Origin of the sequence: Rothia nasimurium, from assembly GCF_928392795.1 — a bacterium.
Lineage (GTDB): Bacteria > Actinomycetota > Actinomycetes > Actinomycetales > Micrococcaceae > Rothia > Rothia nasimurium_F.
In genome coordinates this window covers 401,677-419,352 of record NZ_CAKMTJ010000001.1, presented here as the reverse complement: position 1 = coordinate 419,352, position 17,676 = coordinate 401,677, and the positions used below count along the sequence as shown (strand labels likewise).

Genomic DNA, 17,676 nt, shown 5'->3' with positions numbered 1-17,676 from the left:
AAAACCTGTGTGCCGGTAGACCGGCTCTTGGTGTGTTGACAGGTTCTATTGTTCTCTGCGCGTGTTTCGGCTGCTTGCGCGTGGAGTTTCGCCCTGGTTACAGGTGCCCTCCCCGTGTTGCGGGCATGAAAACAGGGGTTACGGGAGTGTTTCGGGCAGTAACGGGCAGGTTACCGGCGCTCTAGGCGGGCATGAAAAACCGGGGGAACTGTTTCAAACAGTTCCCCCGGCTCCTCGATGAACTCAGGTTGCGCTTTAGTCGAGGAGGGCGTCAACGAAGGCACCGGGCTCGAAGGGTGCCAGGTCGTCGGGGCCTTCGCCCAGGCCGATGAGCTTGACGGGTACACCCAGCTCTTCCTGGATAGCGACCACGATGCCGCCCTTGGCTGAGCCGTCAAGCTTGGTCAGCACGATACCGGTAATCTGAACGACCTCGGAGAAGACCTTGGCCTGGATCATGCCGTTCTGGCCGGTGGTGGCGTCAATGACCAGGAGCACCTCGGTGACCGGGGCTTCTTTCTCGACCACGCGCTTGATTTTGCCCAGCTGGTCCATCAGGCCGGCCTTGTTTTGCAGGCGTCCGGCGGTGTCAATCATGACGGTATCGACGCCGCGGGCCTTGCCCTCGCGGATAGCTTCGAAGGCAACGGAAGCCGGGTCGGCGCCGTCCTTATCGGAGCGGACGGTGTCGACCCCTACGCGATCGCCCCAGGTCTGGAGCTGGTCGGCAGCTGCCGCGCGGAAGGTGTCGGCGGCACCCAGCAGGAGGTTCTTCTCTTCGGCAACCATCACGCGGGCCAGCTTGCCCACGGTAGTGGTCTTACCCACGCCGTTTACACCGACGACCAGTACGACGCCGGGGTTGCCGTCGGTACCGTCTAGCGCCAGGGAGCGGTCTGTATCTTCACCCACGATTGAAAGAAGCTCCTCACGCAGCATCTGCTTGACGTGGGCGGGATTCTCAGTGCCCTCCACGCGCACACGCTGCTGCAGGGCCTCCACCAGGCGGGCTGAGGGCTCAGCACCCAGGTCTGCCAGGAGCAGGGTCTCCTCGACCTCATCCCAGACGTCCTGGTCAATCTTGTCGCGGGACAGCAGGGCCAGCAGGCCCTTGCCCAACAGGTTGTTAGAGCGGGAGAGTCGGGCGCGCAGACGCACCAGACGGCCTTGAGCGGACGCCGGACGCTCGATCGTGGTAACCGGGCCGTCAGCGCTATCTGATGGTAGGTCATCAGAATCGCGAGTGCCCTCGTAGCCGCCCTGAGGGGCCTTAGGGCCGCGCAACAGAACTGCGAGCACGCCGCCTAAAATCAGCACACCCAGAAGTATGTACACAATGAGAGTTAGAGAATCATTCACCCTTCTAGCTTGCCATATTCTCCACGCTCCATACAGCCCCGATGATGGGAGTAGAATGCACTTCTGCACAGCGCCACCCCACAACAGCAGGCATTGTGAGCTAAGATACTTTTCGGAACGATAGATACCGCACAGAGGCACCACAACACACGCACATGAGTAACCACATACCCACCCCCTCCATGGACACCGGGGCTATCCCCATCATCCCCGAATCCGTACGGCAGGAAAGCCGCAACCAAAAGCCCCGCGCCACCGAAACCGTCAAGGTGCCGACCCAAATTAAAGTCCTGATTGCCGCCTCATTCCTCATTGCCCTCGGCTACGGCCTGGTCGCCCCCGTGCTCCCCGGCTTTGCCCGCAGCTTCGATGTGGGAGCCATGGCAGCGACCTTCGTTGTCTCAGCCTTTGCCCTCTCGCGCCTGGCTTTCGCACCGGCGTCCGGGCGCCTCATTTCCCGCTTCGGCGAGCGCCGTATCTACTCGGCGGGCCTCATTATTGTGGGGCTGGGTTCCATCGGAGCCGGGCTTTCAGTCAATTACCCCATGCTGATTGCCTCCCGAATTGTAGGCGGAACCGGTTCGGTCATGTTTACCGTAGCGGCCATGGGTATTCTGGTGCGCAACTCTCCCCCCACTATTCGGGGTAAGGTATCGGGCTACTTTGCCACTTCATTTTTGCTGGGCAATATTTTGGGGCCCGTGCTGGGAGCAGCGGCCTCGTCCCTGGGTATGCGGGCACCCTTCTTTGTCTATGCGGCAATGCTCCTGTGCGCTGCCCTGGTAGTGCTCACCCAGCTCAAGGACGAGCCGCAAGAGGTCAACCTCAACACCCAGGGTATCGCCGTACCCAAGCCCGAACTCAAGCTGGCCGACGCCCTGAAGTTCACCAACTTTAAGGCAGCCCTCGTGACCAACCTGGCGGTAGGGTGGAGCGTCTTCGGCCTACAGTCCACCGTAGTTCCCCTCGCCGCCGTAGCCCTCCTAGCTAACCTACACGCCGGTGAAGCCGGCTACGACGCCGCCGTTGCCGGAGCCAAGCTGGCAGGTTTCACCCTGGCCACCTACGCAGCCGGTAACGCCCTAATCCAGATTTACTCGGGCAAGATGGGCGATAAGATTGGCCGCCGCCCCATGGTCTTTTCCGGGCTGATTCTGGCAGGTATCGTCACCATCGTCTTTGGCCTGATTACCAACCCGGTTGTCTTTGTGGGGGCAGCTGTACTTCTGGGCATTGCTTCGGCCCTGCTCGGCCCCTCCCTGCAGGCTGCTGTATCAGATATTGTGGGCAACAAGCGCTCAGGCGGTCAGCCCCTGGCCTACTACCAGATGGTCTCAGACATCGGCCTGATCGTCGGCCCGCTCGTAGCTGGCTTTATTATCGACGCCTGGGGCTTCTTCCCCGCCTTTATCGTGGCCGGCGCTCTGCTTCTTCTTGCGGCTATTGGCTGGTTCCCCGGCTACCGCCCCAAGTTCCCGGCAGACATAGCTGACGAAGGCTACACCGGCAAGTAGCTTGCCCTAGTCCGCCAGGCGGTGCGAGAGCACGCTCGAAACCCCCTGCCGCATGGAAATGCCGTAAAGGGTATCGGCCTGAGCCATGGTGCGCTGGTGGTGGGTAATCATCAGCAGCTGGGACTTCTCCCGCAGTTCCGCCAGCACCTCCAGCAGGCGGCCTAGATTCCGGTCATCAAGCGCCGCTTCCACCTCATCGAGCACATAGAAGGGGGCTGGGCGAGCCATAAAGACTGCCAGCAGCAGAGCTAAAGAGGCCAGAGTGCGCTCGCCGCCAGAGAGCAGGGAAAGGCGGGTAACCTTCTTGCCAGCAGGCTTGACCCGGATATCAAGGCCGCTGTGTTCCAGGTCGTTGGGGTCTGCCAGTACCAGCTCGGCCTGCCCGCCGGGAAAGAGCAGAGCAAAAATCCGGCTGAACTCCACCTGCACATCGGCCAGTGCCCGACTGAAAGAGGTTTCAATCTGGCCGGTCACGTCCTTCATCACGGCCCACAGGTCTGCCCGCGAGGTCTTGATGTCTTTAATCTGCTGGCGCAGGTAGCTATGGCGCTGTTCGAGGGCCTCATATTCTTCAAGGGCCAGGGGGTTGATAACTCCCAGGCGGGCCAGCTCTGCCTCGGCTGTCGCCAGGTCAGTCTCAATGTCCTCCCGGGGTAGGTCACTGGCCTTGTGGCTCTCTAGCAGGGTCTCAAGACTGAGCCCCAACTCGCTATCTACCCGCTGGGTCAGGGCTTCCCAGCGGGCTTCAACGCGGGCACCCTGGGCCGACGATTCAGCCTGCAGGGTTAGGGCAGCAGCCAGGGAGGTCTGGGCACCGGCCAGTTCTTCGCGGGTAGCGGTGAGCACCTGCTGGGCCTGCTCAGCACGGGCCAGGGCCTTACTGTGTTCCTCGTACTCCTGGCTCTCCACCTGCGCGAGGGCCAGCGCCAGAGCCTTGGCGCAGGCAGCTACCCTGCGGGCACGACGACCGGCGTCAGCGGCCTCTTGTTGACGCAGCTGACGAGCTTCCTCAGCCTTTTCGAGGGCGGCAAGGGCTTCTTGGGCCTGGGCGAGACGGGCCTGAGCAGCCTCCTCTTTTTCGCGGGCGTAGGTTGCTGTGGCCTCGGCGAGGGTTTTAGCCTCCTGGGCTTCGACCAGGGTTTTTTCTGCGGTGCGGACGGCCTCGCGCAGGGTAGCGCTATCGGCTTGGGGTTCTGTGCTGCGAGCCCGAGCCAGAGCCTCTTGGGCGGCCTCCACATGCCTTTGGGTCTTTTTCTGGGCTTCTTCAGCACGGGTGGCGGCTTCTTGCAGACGGTCAAGGGCCGCCTGTGAGCTTTCTGCTCGGCCGGTGAGGGTGGCAAGGTCTGCCCGGGCGGCAGCTAGCTGGGCCGTGAGTGAGCCGGTGGTGCGGGCCTGGGCTTTTTCAGCCTTCTGAGCAGTCTTTAGTGCTTCTTCAGCCTGCTGGTGGGCTCTCTCTGCCTGCTCCTGTTGCTGGGCAAGCTCCCGGTGGGTCTGTTGAGCTCGGGTGAGTTCAGCGTAGCGTTCAGTCAGGGGACGCTCTTGGGAGGGGTAGAGGGTTGAGCCTGCGGTTAGCACGATTCCGTCGGGGGTTACAGCGCGGATACCCGGGTGGGCAGCTACCAGGGCGCGGGCGGCTTCCTCGTCGGGAGCCAGGTAGATATCGGCGGTGAGCACGGCGAGGGCGCGACTGAGGGCCTGCGGTGCGGTCAGGACGTCCGCCAGCGGGCGGGCTTGATAAACCTCAGCTTGAGATGTAGATAGTTCATGCAGGTCAATCTGCTCAATGTCACCCTCAAAGGAATAAAGCTGGGTTACTCCAGCGGGCAGGGACTCACCGCTCGTCAGGGTGAGGGCCCTCAGATAGGGGCCCAAGGCAGCAGCCACAGCAGCCTGCCAGGTATCTTCAATCTCAAGTAGAGAAATAAGTTCCTGAGCTCCCTGCTCCAGGGCCTGCTGGCGGAGACCTTCACTATCGCCACTTTCGGCATCGTCATGCTGCCAGGCCGCCTCAAGGGCCTCGCAGCGAGCTTGAGCAGCATGAAGCTTTACCTGAGCTTGATGCAGTTCTTTGCGGCTGGACTCCACCGCTTCGCTCGCCCGCTGCCGCGCCCGACGCAGGTTTTCTTCTTCGGCTTCGGCCCGCTCTAGCTGCTCCCGGTAGCCGTTCACAGCTGCCTGGGCCCGCTCGGTATCAGCACCGGCTGAAGCCCCCTGCTCTTTAGCTTCGGCATACTCAGCTACTCGTCGGGCGGTCTCTTCACCGGCTCGCTCAAAAGCTACGCGGGCGGTAGCCAGCTGGGCGGTAAGCTGCGACAGGTTCTCCTTATAGTCCCGCACCTGCTGGTCGGCCGTAGCCAGGGCCTGCTGGGCTGCGCTCTGCTCTGCCCGAGCCTTTTCTAGGGCAGAGTGGGCAGCGGTAAGTTCTTCTTCAGCCGCTTTCCCCGCCTCCCGGGCCCGTTCAAGGTTTTCTTCCTCACGGGCACAGGCCTGCTGAGCCGAAACCAGGCGGGTGGCGGCGTCCTGGTCTTCTTCCTGGTGGTGGGAGGCGGACAAACGTTCAGCGGCCACCAGCTGAACCGTCTCCACCAGGTGGGCAACCTCTTTCAGGGAGGTACGGCGCTGGGTGGCCTCATCAAGTGCCTGCTGGGCTACCTGCCGGGCCTTGGCCAACTCCCCCAGCTGCCCCTCGAGGGTGCGGCTGCGCTCCTGCGCCCGTAGGCGGGCAGCCTCAGCCTGCTGGCCAGCGGCCTGCTCGGCCTCCCGCTCCTGCATCATGGCACGCGCGTCATGAGCCAGAAGATCAGCGGTCAGACTGCGAACACGACCCGCCACCTCGCTAGCTGCCCGGGCCGCGTCAGCCTGCTCCCGGCGTCCTTCCAGCTGCTCAGCCAGCTCACCGGCTAAATCCTCCAGCCGGTCAAGATTGGTCTTCAAATCATCAAGCTTGCTCGCGGTCTTCGCCTGGCGCTTACGGTGCTTGAGCAAGCCAGCAGCCTGCTCAATCAACTCGCGCCGGTCATCAGCGGTGCCGTGCAAAATCTTATCGACCTGCCCCTGCCCCACCAGGGTGTAGAGTTCCCGGCCCACGCCAGCGTCCGCCAGTAGGTCCTGCACATCAGCCAGACGGGCAGGCTCCCCGTTGATCTCGTACTCAGAACCGCCTGCAGAAAACATGGTGCGCGAAAGCCGGATCTCAGCATGAGGCAGCGGCAGGGCGCCGTCCTCGTTATCAATCACCAGCTCAACCTTGGCGCGCCCCAGCGCACCGCGGGAACCACCGCCAGCAAAAATGACGTCCTTCATGGCGCCACCACGCAGCTGCTTAGCCCCCTGGGCACCCATCACCCAGGCAAGGGCATCCACCACGTTCGATTTACCCGACCCGTTCGGCCCCACCAGCACATTCAAGCCAGGCTCAAACTCAAACACGGTGGCCGACGCAAAAGACTTAAAGCCGCGCACGGTCAAAGATTTTAGGTACATAGTGGTGGGCCCCATCGGTTGGGTAAAAACGGGTTTGGGTCGGCTTACCACTTTACCGCAGGCCCGCGCCCCTGTTCGGTGTGAGATGAACCCGCACCATCAATCACCGCACCTGCCCCGCCGGGGCATATTATTGAAAAAGTGCCCTGTTTCTTCAAATAAGGGCTTACCCAAGTCCGCACTAAGGCTAGAAGAGTAGATTGACCGCTAATTCAGATATTCGCCACAAGAACGCCTCCCTGCTATCGGTAACCAGGGTGCTACCGCCGGAGGTCGTCACCAGCTCCTACTTTGACGAGCAACTAGCGGCCACCTACAAGCGGCTGAGGATGCCCAAGGGCCTACTCGAGCGCCTCGCCGGTATTAGCGAGCGCCGCTCCTGGGGCTCCTCCATGCATTTTGAGGACGGCGCGGTGCAGGCTGCTGAGCAGGCTATCGCCCAGGCCGGTATCAGCAAGGAACAAATCGGGCTGATTATTAACACCTCGGTCACCCGCGATAATTTTGAACCAGCCGTGGCCGTGGGTATTCACGACCGCCTGGGTCTGCCCCGCCACGCCCTGAACTTCGATATCACCAACGCTTGCCTGGGCTTCGTCAACGGCATTACGGTTGCCGCTACCATGATTGATGCCGGGGCTATCGACTACGCCCTCATCGTCGACGGTGAAGACCCCTCCCCCTGGCACGCCACCGCCCTGCGCCAGCTGAACCGCCCCGATTCAACCCGAGACGATGTGCTGGCCCAGTTCGCTACCCTGACCCTGGGCTCGGGAGCTGCGGCCGCCGTCATTGGCCGCTCCGACCTGCACCCGGCGGGCCACAAGATTATCGGTTCGGTTTCCCGCGCGGGAACCGAGCACCGCAATCTCTGCATTGGCGGTGAAGCCGACCAGGGGATGAATACGGACGCCGCGGGTCTGCTCAAGCACGGCCTGCAGCTGGTTGCTGAGGCCTGGGAAGAAGCCCACCAGAACGGCTGGGACTGGGGCAACATGCGCTCCTACGTAACCCACCAAATTTCTAACGCCCACACCAACGCCATTATTGAAGCCGTGGGTATCGACCGCGAGCGCATCCCCATGACCTTCCCGGTCTGGGGTAACGTGGCGGCAGCCGCCCTTCCCATGACCCTGGCTGAGGAAAGCGCCCACTTCGTAGCCGGTGACCGTATTCTCTGCATGGGTGTGGGCTCCGGCCTGAACACCGCGCTCATGGAAATCACCTGGTAGGAGCCGCTATGACGTTTTCTCAGCTCACTCCTGTTCCTGCTCTCTGGCCCGGCGTTGACCCTGCCTGGTCCCAGCAGGTGCAGGTGCCCGCGTCCGCCCCGGTAGAAGAAGCCGGGGCTAGCCGCCGCTGGCACTACCTCGATAATGGCCCGGCGCTCGAGGCCGCCGGGCGCACTCCGGTCGGTACCGTACTGGCGGTGCACGGTAACCCCACCTGGTCCTATCTCTGGCGGTCGGTCATCGCTGCCGCCACTGTTGCCGAGCAGCCCTGGCGCATTGTAGCGGTAGACCAGCTCGATATGGGCTATTCGGAGCGCACCGGCCTAACCCGCTCGCTCTCAGACCGTATCGCTGACCTCGGTGATTTTACCGCCGCGCTTGGGCTTGATACTACCGAGCTGCCCCTTGTCACGCTGGCCCATGACTGGGGCGGGCTGATCTCGCTGGGGTGGGCCCTGCGCCACCGTGAGATTGTCTCGGGTGTCGTGCTGACCAACACCGCTGTTTTTCATGACGCCGGTGAGAAGATCCCGGTAGCCCTGCAGGCAGCCCTCAACCCGGCTCTACATTCCTGGGCGACCGAAAAATCAACCGCCTTTATCGACGTGACTCTGGGCCTGGCCCAGGGCGGGCTTGATGCTGCGGTCAAGAAGGCCTACAAGCTTCCCTACACCACCGCCGAGCATCGGGTGGGCGTGCGAAATTTCGTGGCCGACATACCGGCAACCGAAGCGGCTGCCAGCTACCGCCCTATGGTCTCTATTGCCGAAGGTATTACCGAGCTCGATGTACCTGCCCTGATGCTCTGGGGAACTAAAGACCCGGTCTTTCAGCGCCGCTACATGGCCGACCTGGCTACCCGCCTGCCGCAGGCAGATATCCACCGTTTTGAAACCGCCAGCCACCTGGTTGCCGAAGACGAAGACATCGCCAGCCCCATTCTGGACTGGCTGACCGAGCACTTTGTCACCGGCACCACCCAGCGGGACCTCCACCTCACCGCGCGCGCTGCCCGGGTGCCGGCGTCCGCTCATTACCGCCCTATGGGAGCCGAGCTGGCAGACCGGGCTGACGACACCACCCTAGCTATCGTTGATATGAGCAGCAAGGGGGACGGCACCGAGGTAGCCGCCCAGCTCTCGTGGGCTGAACTAGCTGCCGAAGTAGACCGGGTTGCCTCTGGCCTGCACCGGCTCGGGGTGAAGCCCGGCGACCGGGTCAATCTGCTGGTGCCACCCGGCATTAAGCTCACCACCCTCATCTATGCTTGCCTCAAAATTGGGGCCGTGATTGTTGTGGCCGATACCGGCCTGGGCGCTGCGGGGCTGACGCGCGCGCTCAAGGGGGCCCGCCCGTCCTGGCTCATCGGTATTCCGGCTGCCCTCACCTTGGCCCGTACCCTGGGCTGGCCCGGCCAGCGTATTGCAGCCGGTTCCCTTCCCGCTGCCGCTGCCCGGGCCCTGGGCGTGGTGGGTGCGGTCGATGACTTTGCAGCCCCTGAGATTTTTGCGGTAGCCGACCCTGACCCCGATGCGGACGCCGCTATCCTCTACACGTCAGGCTCCACCGGCCCGGCCAAGGGCGTGGTCTACACCCACCGCCAGCTAGCGGCTATGCGGGATACCATCGCAGCCACCTACGATCTGGCTGCCGGCAGCGGTCTGGTTGCGGGCTTTGCCCCCTTCGCCCTGCTGGGCCCGGCCCTGGGAGCTACCTCTGTCACCCCGGCCATGGACGTCACCAAACCTAAGACCCTCACCGCCGCAGCCCTGGCATCCGCAGCTTCGGCAATTGGGGCAACCACGGTCTTTGCTTCCCCGGCAGCCCTGATGAACGTGCTCGAGACCGTCGATGGCCTCAGCAGCCAGCAGCGCTCTGCCCTGGGGCAGGTCACCACCCTGCTCTCCGCCGGGGCTCCCATTACCTCTCCCCTGCTGGCCCGCCTGCAGACCCTGCTGCCGGCAGCTTCCCTGCACACCCCCTACGGCATGACCGAGTCCCTGCCCACCACCGACGTCTCCTACGCCCAGATTCAGCAGGCCGAGCAGGACGCGGCAGCCGGGCTCCTCGGCGCTGGCGGCGGTGTCTGCGTTGGTACCCCCGTCCACGGGGCAGCCCTGCAGATCGCTCCCCTGCTTGAAGACGGCACGGTCTCGGAGCAGGTGACCAGCGAACCCGGTATCACCGGTGAAATTCTGGTGGCAGCCCCGCACATCAAGGACCGCTACGACACCCTCTGGGTCACCGAACGCGCTTCCAGCGCCACCCCCGGCTGGCACCGCACCGGCGATGTGGGGCATTTCGATGCCAGCGGACGCCTCTGGGTTGAGGGCCGCCTTGCCCACGTGCTGGTGACCGCCCAGGGCGTACTCACCCCGGTTGCCCTGGAACAGGCTGCCGAGCTCGATGCTGAGGTGCGCCGGGCAGCCGCTGTTGCTACCGGCCCGGCCGGGGCGGCGTCCGTCCTCATCGTGGCCGAAGTTGGCCCCACCTTCCGGGGCAAGAAAACCCACAACGGCCTGGCACCAGCCGACCTAGCCCAGCGGGTGCGGGAGCGGGTACTGGCTGAGACCGGTGTAGAGGTATCGGCTGTGCTGGTTGTTGCTGAGCACCCCACCGATGTGCGACACAACTCGAAGATTGACCGCCCGGTTCTTGCTGCCTGGGCTGAGCAACTCCTCCAGGGGAAAAAGGCCCGTCTGGGAAAGGGGGTTATCGCGTGGTAGTTTCGCTGCGTCCGCTCGCCCCCGAGTTCTGTCAGCCTACTCGCGATGAGCGGGTGCTGGTCACCGGTGCCTCGGGGCTTCTTGGCCGCGAGGTCGTCTTTGCTCTGCTCCGTGCCGGCTACTCTGTGCGGGCCTTTCAGCGCGGGGACTCCGGTATCGCCCAGATGCTCCCTGCCCACCTGGCTGACCGCTTCGACCAGGTGCAGGGTTCTCTCACAGACCAGCTGGCGGTCCGCCGGGCTGTCACCGGCGTTCAGGGTGTTATCCACCTGGCAGCCAAGGTGTCTGTGGTCGGAGACTGGGAGGACTACCGGCAGGTCAATATTGAGGGCACCCGCACCCTGCTCGATGCCGCCCGCACAGTCGGTATCGGCAAGTTCCTGCACACCTCTTCGCCCTCTGTAGCCCACACTGGAGCCTCCATCGTGGGCGAAGGTAACCCGCCCGCTAGCCCCGACCAGGCCCGCGGTAACTATGCCCGGTCTAAGGCCGAGTCTGAGCTGCTGGCCCTAAGCTACAATGCGGACGACTTCTGGGTGGGTGTGCTGCGCCCCCACATTGTCTGGGGCCCCGGCGATACCCAGCTGGTGGAGCGCGTCCTAGAACGCGCCGCTGCTGGGCGTCTACCCCTGCTCAATCGGGGCACCGCCATGATTGACACCCTCTACATCGATAACGGGGCGGACGCTTTCGTACGCGGCTACCAGCGCCTGGAAGCGATTCGCGGGGTACCCCTGGTGGTTACCAACGGCCAGCCCCGCCCGGTCGGTGAGATTATCGCCGGTATGTGTACCGCCTGCGGCGTCAAGCCCCCGGCCTACTCGCTGCCGGCGTCCGTGGCCTATGGGCTGGGTTTGGTGATGGAAAAGGCCTGGGCCCGTTGTGCCCCCGGGCAGATTCCCCCGCTGACCTCTTTCTTAGCCGAGCAGCTGTCCACCGCCCACTGGTTCGACCAGCGCACCACCCGGGAACTCCTGGACTGGTCCCCTGCCATCTCCCTGGAAGAAGGGTATGAGCGGCTGGGCGACTACTACGGACGCAGATTTCGTAGGAACTAATAACTAGCCCTTTTCGAATAGGCAGGCAGAGCGCCGACAGCCAGCTGGACCGGGGCTGGCGGTGAATTGGGCGAGCGCCCCGCGCGAGACCAAGAGGGTTGCTGGCCTAGGCGCTCTGCCTGACTTTCTATTCCCTGATGTTGTTACATGCCCCGAGGTCTTCTCTGACAGTGAGGGCACCGGTAGGAGCTCCTGCCCCCGAAGGGCTCCCGCACCATCAGCGAGGTGCGCCCCGCTTCTAGGCAGCGGGGGCAGGGCTGGCCTGCCTGCCCGTAGGCATTGAGGGACCTGTCGAAGTAGCCCGACTCCCCGTTGACATTGACGTAGAGGGCATCGAAGCTGGTGCCGCCCTGGGCTAGGGCATCCCGCATGACGGTGCGCGCGGCGTCCACCAAGTCCCGGGCGGTTGAGGCGGAGATACTCTTGGCCGGTTTAGCGTAGTGTAGGCGGGCTCTCCAGAGGGCCTCGTCGGCGTAGATGTTGCCTACCCCGGAAATGGCGCTTTGGTCGAGCAGGAGCTTCTTGATGCCGGTGGAGGTGCCCAGCATGGTGCGTCTGAACTGCCCGAAGTCGAAGTGGGGGTCGAGCGGGTCGCGGGCGATGTGGGCAACGGCCTGCGGGATGAGGGGTAGCCCCAGTGCGGACGCGGACGCCCCCGGCACCGGCTCCCCGGCGGCGTTGTGTACGGGGAGCAGGGGGCTTACAAACATGCCGCCGAAGATACGCTGGTCCACAAAGCGCAGGGTGAGCGGGGCTTCGCACCCACTCTCGTCGGTGGCTCCTGCTAAGTCTATGAGCACCTTGAGGTGTTTTTCTGCTGGCATCTCGGGGTCTTTGAGGAGCACCTGGCCACTCATGCCCAGGTGGATGACCAGGGCAAAGTCTTCGTTGTTCTCAAAAAGCAGCCAGAGGTACTTACCTCGTCTTGCCACATCGATAATCCGTTGGCCTGTGAGTAGCCTCTCGAAGTCCACCGGCCCGGCCTCGTGGCGCCGCACCGAGCGTCCGTCCACCACCTGCACGCGCTCCAGCACGGCGCCGAGAATGTGCCCGGCTAGGCCCCGGCGGACCACCTCGACCTCGGGTAACTCCGGCATATTCACTCCGCCTTTCCAAAAATGAAAAAATATGCACCGCGTGGTGCCCACATATTGAACATATCAGGTGCAGAATAGACCCTGTGCATTCTCACCTGTCACCAGCCTACTGATATATGGCGGGCGGCAGGGGCAGAACCAACCCTTCTGTAAAAGGAGAGACTTTTGTCGACACCCCCAACCCCCACGGGGCAGCACGCTGATGTGCCGTCCTTCGCCCACGAGCAAGAGGGCTTCCAGCAGGGCCTCAAGCCCCGGCAGATTCAGATGATTGCCATGGGCGGGTCCATCGGAACCGGCCTCTTTCTCGGCGCGGGCGGACGCCTGCACGACGCCGGCCCCTCCCTCATCTTCCTCTACGCGATCGCAGGTTTTTTCGGCTACCTGATTCTGCGGCAGCTGGGTGAACTGGTCAGCTACCGCCCCTCGTCCGGCTCCTTCGTGAGCTACACCCGCGAATTCTACGGCGAAAAATGGGCCTTCTTCGTGGGCTGGATGTACTGGTTCTCCTGGGCCGCCACCGCCATCGTCGATGCCACCGCTATCGCTATCTACTTCAACTGGTTCGGCCAGTACATCCCGGCTATTGAGCAGATAGACCAGTGGGTTGTGGCGTTGGTCGTCATTGTTGTGGTGGTCTCGATGAACCTAATTTCGGTCAAGATCTTTGGTGAACTCGAGTTCTGGTTTGCCCTCATCAAGGTGGGCTCCCTGCTGCTTTTCATGGTGATTGGCATCTTCTTCGTCATTTTTGGTACCCCCACCGGTTCCCCCGTGGGCTTTACCCATATCGCGGAGTCCGGTTTCCTCCCCAACGGCCTGCTGGCTGCCCTGGTGGTCTCTCAGGGCGTTATCTTCGCCTACTCCGGTATTGAGCTGGTCGGTACAGCCTCGGGTGAAATCAAGGACCCCCGCAAGGCTATCCCCAAGGCCATCAATACCGTGGTCTGGCGTATCGCCCTCTTCTATGTAGGCTCCGTACTGCTGCTCTCCCTGCTGCTGCCCTACGACGCTTACTCAGCTGACGAGTCCCCCTTCGTCACCTTCTTCGGTTCTATCGGGGTCGACTACGCTGCCCCCATCATGCAGCTGGTGGTCATTACCGCAGCGGCCTCATCGCTGAACGCGGGTCTCTACTCCACAGGCCGTATCACCCACTCCATGGCCATGAACGGCTCAGCTCCCCGCTTCACCGGGGCTATGAGCAAGTCTGGCGTACCCATTGGCGGTATCCTGCTCACCGGCGCCGTGGCCCTGCTCGGTGTAGCCATCAACTACTGGAAGCCCTCAGAGGCCTTTGAGATCGTCCTCAACATCTCAGCCGTCTGTATCGTGATTGGCTGGATGGCCATCACCCTACCCCACCAGCGCTTTGTGGCCATGGCCCGCCGGGGTGAGCGCGTCCGCCCCGAGTATCAGGCTCCCCTAGCGCCCGTCACCAACTGGCTCACCATGGCCTTCCTGGTGGGTGTACTGGTGCTCATCGCCTTCGACTACCCCATCGGCACCTACGCCCTGGCGGCCATGCTTCTGGTGGTGCCCGTGCTGGTGGTTGGCTGGCTGGCCGTCCGCAAGCGAGTACGGGCTCTGGCAGCCGAGCGTTTAGAGCAGGTTCCCACCCAGACCACCTCTATCAACATTGTGGGTAGGGATGACGAAATCAGCCTGCCCTAGCCGCAGCAAGGCATCAGCCTGGTAGCACGACAAGAGGGGGGCTCCACCGATATCTTTCGGTGGAGCCGCCCCTCTTTGTGTAGGTAAAGTCTTGCTTGGCCTAGCCGTAGACCCTGTAGTAGGCCTGTTCGGCAGCCATACGCTCGGCTTCCTTCTTGCTGGTGCCCTTGCCCTGCCCCATGACCTTCCCGGCCAGGAGGACCTTGGCGGTGTAGCGGCGGGCGTGGTCGGGGCCGGTGCCCTCAACCTCGTAGACGGGCTCGCCGGTGCCCTGGGCGGCAGCGTATTCCTGGATTTCAGTCTTCCAGTCGCGCCCGATATTCAGGGTCTTGTTGTCATCCAGCAGGTGGGAGGTATGGGCCAGCACGAGCTGGTGGGCGGCCTCAGGGCCGTGCTTCATATACACGGCACCGAATACGGCTTCCATGGTGTCAGCCAGGATGGAGTCCTTATCGGCACCACCGGTTTTCTTCTCCCCCTTACCCAGTCGGACGCAGGGCCCCAGCTTGAGGCTGCGGGCCAGGTTGGCCAGGGTTCGGGTAGAAACAATCACGTGGTGGCGCTTGACCAGCTCGCCCTCGGGCAGGTCAGGGAACTTCTTGTAGAGCTCTGAGGCGACGGCCAGGGACAGCACGGAGTCGCCCAGGAATTCTAGGCGCTCGTTGTGGGGTATGCCGCCGTTTTCAAAGGAGTAGGAGCGGTGAGTCATTGCAAGCTGAAACGTCTCGGTATCGAGGTCGATACCGAGACGTTTCAGAAACTCTTGTGATGCAGAGTTAGTCATAAGGCGCGAATTAGGCGTCAGCTACCTTGCGGCCCTTGTACTCGTAGAAGAGTTCGTTGCCAGCTGAGTCAGTCACGAGCTTTGCCTGGTGGGGCAGGGAGTAGGTGACGCGACCGTTTTCTACGGTCTTGACCAGCTGAGGAACGGAAGCCTTCCACTGGGAACGGCGGGCGCGGGTGTTAGCACGGGACATTTTCCGCTTGGGAACAGCCACAGCTATCTCTTTTCTCTTGTTGCTTTATAAGTTTTATTTGTCGTTCGCATCGAGCAGCGCTGATAGCGCGTTCCACCGGGGGTCGATGACCTCATGGTGGTGCTCAGGGTCGTCCTCTAGGCGTGCGCCGCATTCGGAGCACAGGCCCTGGCAGGAGTCACTGCAAACAGGTTGGAACGGCAGTTGAAGAATCACTGCGTCCCGCAGCGCCGGTTCGAGATCAATTTCATCGTTCTCTACGGCGTACTGCTCATCTACTTCATCTTCGGGGCCGCCTTCGGGGGCCTTCTCGAAAACAAAAAGCTCTTGAACATCGGCTGTAACATCAAAGTCAACCGGGTCTAGGCAGAGGCTGCATTCACCGGAAACGGTGACAGTTGCAGTACCAGTTACCAAGATACCATCTGAAACGGATTCCAGGCGAACATTGAGGTCAATGTCGCTGCCTTCTTCCGCCTCAATCAGAGCGTTGCCAAAGTCGCTTGGCGCTGGCAGAACTTCATCAAGGGTCTCCATTGCGCCCGGGCGATGAGCTAGATCTCGAACCGAGATCTTAAGGGGCGATGAATCTTTTCGTGAAATGACGAACTCCCTATCGAATGTTTTAAACCAAGTACCTATTTTAGGGGCTTAAGACCGGCCGAATCAAGCGCTCTAGGTTTAACCTCTTGTTTGGCTGACCACATTAATGCTCGGGGTAGAGGGCTCGCTGCACCGCGCGCGGGACGAAAGCCCGCACGTCCCCACCGAAGCCTGCGACCTCTTTAACGATGGTCGATGAGATGTGGTTGTACTTGGGGTCTCCGGCGATAAAGCTGGTTTCAACCCCGGCGATGTGCCGGTTCATCGAGGCCATGGGAGCCTCGTATTCATAGTCAGCGGTATTGCGCAGCCCCTTCACGATGAGCACGGACCCCTGGTCGCGCACGAAGTTAGCCAGTAGCTCCCCCTCGGGTAGCACTTTGGCACTCACCCCGTCGAACAGGGCGAAGGTTTCCTCAACCATGGCGACGCGCTCTTCGAGGGTGAAGCGGTACTTTTTCTTGGAGTTGTGGGAGACCGCGACGATGACGTTACCGTAGATTTTTGCGGCGCGGGTGATGATTTCGACGTGACCGTTATGGATGGGGTCAAAGGATCCGGGGCAGACAACCAATTGCATGTCTCTAGGCTACCGCAGGTTGGTTAGGTATGACACACTAAGTCATGCTCTCTTGGGCAACAGGGCTAGGCCGGTAATCTTGGGTTCAGACAAAGATACGGACGCCCGCCCTGCACGTACGGCGGTGGGCTAGACGAGAGCGGGGTAGGCACCGGATGGCCACTGAGAAGAAGCAACGGGCCTTTGAACGGGTTGGGATAGCGGCCGGGCTGATGGGGGCGGACGGCCACTGGCGCTCTACCATCTTCGAAGAGATGTCGGCCCTTGCTCACCGCTACGGTGCCCTGAATCTGGGCCAGGGTTTTCCAGACACGGACGGGCCCGCCGAGATGCTTGACGCCGCAGCGCAGGCCCTGGCGGACGGAGTCAATCAATATGCCACGATTGCGGGCAACCCGGCTCTGCGCCAGGCAATTGCCGAGCACCAGCAGCGTTTCTACGGGCTTACCCTCGACCCCGATACCCAGGTGACGGTAACAGCAGGTGCCTCTGAAGCTCTCGCTGCCACCATAGCGGCCCTGGTAGAGCCCGGGGACGAGGTTATCCTCTTTGAGCCCTACTACGACCTCTACCCAGCCGCTGCCGCCCTGGCCGGGGCGCGCGTCCGCACCGTTCCGCTCGTGCCGCCCAGCTTTGAACCCGACCTGGACGCCCTCGAGTCGGCTTTTTCTGACCGCACTGCCCTGGTGGTGGTCAATGACCCGCATAACCCCACCGGAGCGGTATTCTCAGTCGAAGCCAAGACCAAGATTGTAGAGCTGGCGACCAAGTTCAACGCGGTCATTCTGGCCGATCAGGTCTACGAGCACCTGGTTTTTGACGGCCCTTACCAGCCCATTCAGACCCTCCCGGGAGCGGCTGAGCGGACGGTGGCAGTCTCCGCAATTTCGAAAACCCATTCTGCCACCGGCTGGCGGGTGGGCTGGATGACCGGCCCGGCAGACCTCATACTCCCTATTCGCCTGGTCAAGGGCTACTTCACTCACTCTGCGGCGGCTCCTCTACAGGCTGCTGCAGCTATCGGTGTGGGACTGGGTGACGATTTTTACTCAGGGGTCAAAGAGCGCTACGCCCAGCAGCGTCAGGTTTTGGTGGAAAACCTAGCAGGCTCCCCCTGGGCGGTGACTCCCCCGGCCGGTACCTTCTTCGCCGTGGCCGATGTATCACAGGTCTTAGCTGAACAGGGCCTCAAATCGGCAGAAGAACTCTGCCAGCGTCTTCCCGCGCAGGCCGGGGTAGCCCTGATTCCGCTGACCGCCTTTACCACCGAGAGCTATCGGCAGCAGGTAGAGACCTACGTGCGCTTTGCCTTCTGTAAGCGCCCGGAAGTATTGCAGGACGCCGCCGCCCACCTGCGCGCCTACAGCGGCTAG

The 17,676-nt window shown here is 62.4% G+C and carries 13 protein-coding genes; 6 read left to right on the top strand and 7 right to left on the bottom strand.

Annotated features, from left to right (window positions below; translation table 11 throughout):
* Positions 1-255: 255 nt before the first annotated feature.
* Positions 256-1,359 carry a signal recognition particle-docking protein FtsY gene (ftsY, locus tag L6963_RS01835; RefSeq protein ID WP_237206418.1) on the bottom strand — a complete coding sequence of 368 codons (1,104 nt, stop codon included), beginning with the start codon at positions 1,357-1,359 and terminating at the stop codon, positions 256-258.
* 155 nt (positions 1,360-1,514) lie between these two features.
* On the opposite strand from ftsY, the gene L6963_RS01830 reads away from it, so the two are divergent.
* A complete protein-coding gene (locus tag L6963_RS01830; protein WP_237206417.1) occupies positions 1,515-2,873 on the top strand; it encodes an MFS transporter in 1,359 nt (452 codons plus the stop codon).
* A 6-nt stretch (positions 2,874-2,879) separates the two neighbouring features.
* Here L6963_RS01830 and smc read toward each other — a convergent pair whose 3' ends face one another.
* Complete coding sequence (gene smc / locus L6963_RS01825; protein ID WP_237206416.1) at positions 2,880-6,356, bottom strand: chromosome segregation protein SMC; 3,477 nt, start codon at positions 6,354-6,356, stop codon at positions 2,880-2,882.
* Positions 6,357-6,556: 200 nt separating this feature from the next.
* Here smc and L6963_RS01820 point away from each other — a divergent pair, with 200 nt between their 5' ends.
* Genes L6963_RS01820 through L6963_RS01810 form a run of 3 tightly spaced genes read left to right on the top strand, consistent with a single transcriptional unit; the run spans position 6,557 to position 11,372 of the window.
* Positions 6,557-7,588, top strand: coding sequence for a 3-oxoacyl-ACP synthase III (locus L6963_RS01820; protein ID WP_237206415.1), 1,032 nt, complete (start codon positions 6,557-6,559; stop codon positions 7,586-7,588).
* A gap of 8 nt (positions 7,589-7,596) precedes the next feature.
* On the top strand, positions 7,597-10,314 hold the full coding sequence (locus L6963_RS01815) for an alpha/beta fold hydrolase (RefSeq protein ID WP_237206414.1): 2,718 nt from the start codon (positions 7,597-7,599) through the stop codon (positions 10,312-10,314).
* Positions 10,308-11,372, top strand: a complete 1,065-nt coding sequence (locus tag L6963_RS01810; RefSeq protein WP_237206413.1) for an NAD-dependent epimerase/dehydratase family protein — start codon at positions 10,308-10,310, stop codon at positions 11,370-11,372. Before L6963_RS01815 ends, L6963_RS01810 begins: the two co-directional genes overlap by 7 nt.
* A 143-nt stretch (positions 11,373-11,515) precedes the next feature.
* Here the strand turns inward: L6963_RS01810 and mutM are convergent, their stop codons facing one another.
* The gene (gene mutM, locus L6963_RS01805) at positions 11,516-12,469 is read right to left on the bottom strand and encodes a bifunctional DNA-formamidopyrimidine glycosylase/DNA-(apurinic or apyrimidinic site) lyase (RefSeq protein WP_237206412.1); all 954 of its coding nucleotides are present in this window, start codon (positions 12,467-12,469) and stop codon (positions 11,516-11,518) included.
* Positions 12,470-12,634: 165 nt separating this feature from the next.
* On the opposite strand from mutM, the gene L6963_RS01800 reads away from it, so the two are divergent.
* Complete coding sequence (locus L6963_RS01800; protein WP_237206411.1) at positions 12,635-14,143, top strand: amino acid permease; 1,509 nt, start codon at positions 12,635-12,637, stop codon at positions 14,141-14,143.
* A 100-nt stretch (positions 14,144-14,243) separates the two neighbouring features.
* Here L6963_RS01800 and rnc read toward each other — a convergent pair whose 3' ends face one another.
* The 4 genes from rnc to coaD form a co-directional block, all read right to left on the bottom strand.
* On the bottom strand, positions 14,244-14,927 hold the full coding sequence (gene rnc / locus L6963_RS01795) for a ribonuclease III (RefSeq protein WP_185174526.1): 684 nt from the start codon (positions 14,925-14,927) through the stop codon (positions 14,244-14,246).
* 10 nt (positions 14,928-14,937) lie between these two features.
* The gene (gene rpmF / locus L6963_RS01790; protein WP_135011069.1) at positions 14,938-15,141 is read right to left on the bottom strand and encodes a 50S ribosomal protein L32; all 204 of its coding nucleotides are present in this window, start codon (positions 15,139-15,141) and stop codon (positions 14,938-14,940) included.
* Between the two features lie 33 nt (positions 15,142-15,174).
* Positions 15,175-15,657, bottom strand: coding sequence for a YceD family protein (locus L6963_RS01785; protein ID WP_185174525.1), 483 nt, complete (start codon positions 15,655-15,657; stop codon positions 15,175-15,177).
* Between the two features lie 169 nt (positions 15,658-15,826).
* On the bottom strand, positions 15,827-16,303 hold the full coding sequence (coaD, locus tag L6963_RS01780) for a pantetheine-phosphate adenylyltransferase (RefSeq protein ID WP_135011067.1): 477 nt from the start codon (positions 16,301-16,303) through the stop codon (positions 15,827-15,829).
* Between the two features lie 155 nt (positions 16,304-16,458).
* On the opposite strand from coaD, the gene L6963_RS01775 reads away from it, so the two are divergent.
* Positions 16,459-17,676, top strand: coding sequence for an aminotransferase class I/II-fold pyridoxal phosphate-dependent enzyme (locus L6963_RS01775; protein WP_237206410.1), 1,218 nt, complete (start codon positions 16,459-16,461; stop codon positions 17,674-17,676).

What these genes read in the sequence shown, in the direction of transcription:
- coaD (WP_135011067.1), bottom strand. Translation starts at nt 16,303, where the DNA reads ATGCAATTGGTTGTCTGCCCCGGATCCTTTGACCCCATCCATAACGGT.
- L6963_RS01815 (WP_237206414.1), top strand. Translation starts at nt 7,597, where the DNA reads ATGACGTTTTCTCAGCTCACTCCTGTTCCTGCTCTCTGGCCCGGCGTT.
- L6963_RS01785 (WP_185174525.1), bottom strand. Translation starts at nt 15,657, where the DNA reads ATGGAGACCCTTGATGAAGTTCTGCCAGCGCCAAGCGACTTTGGCAAC.
- L6963_RS01775 (WP_237206410.1), top strand. Translation starts at nt 16,459, where the DNA reads ATGGCCACTGAGAAGAAGCAACGGGCCTTTGAACGGGTTGGGATAGCG.
- mutM (WP_237206412.1), bottom strand. Translation starts at nt 12,469, where the DNA reads ATGCCGGAGTTACCCGAGGTCGAGGTGGTCCGCCGGGGCCTAGCCGGG.
- smc (WP_237206416.1), bottom strand. Translation starts at nt 6,356, where the DNA reads ATGTACCTAAAATCTTTGACCGTGCGCGGCTTTAAGTCTTTTGCGTCG.
- rnc (WP_185174526.1), bottom strand. Translation starts at nt 14,927, where the DNA reads ATGACTAACTCTGCATCACAAGAGTTTCTGAAACGTCTCGGTATCGAC.
- L6963_RS01830 (WP_237206417.1), top strand. Translation starts at nt 1,515, where the DNA reads ATGAGTAACCACATACCCACCCCCTCCATGGACACCGGGGCTATCCCC.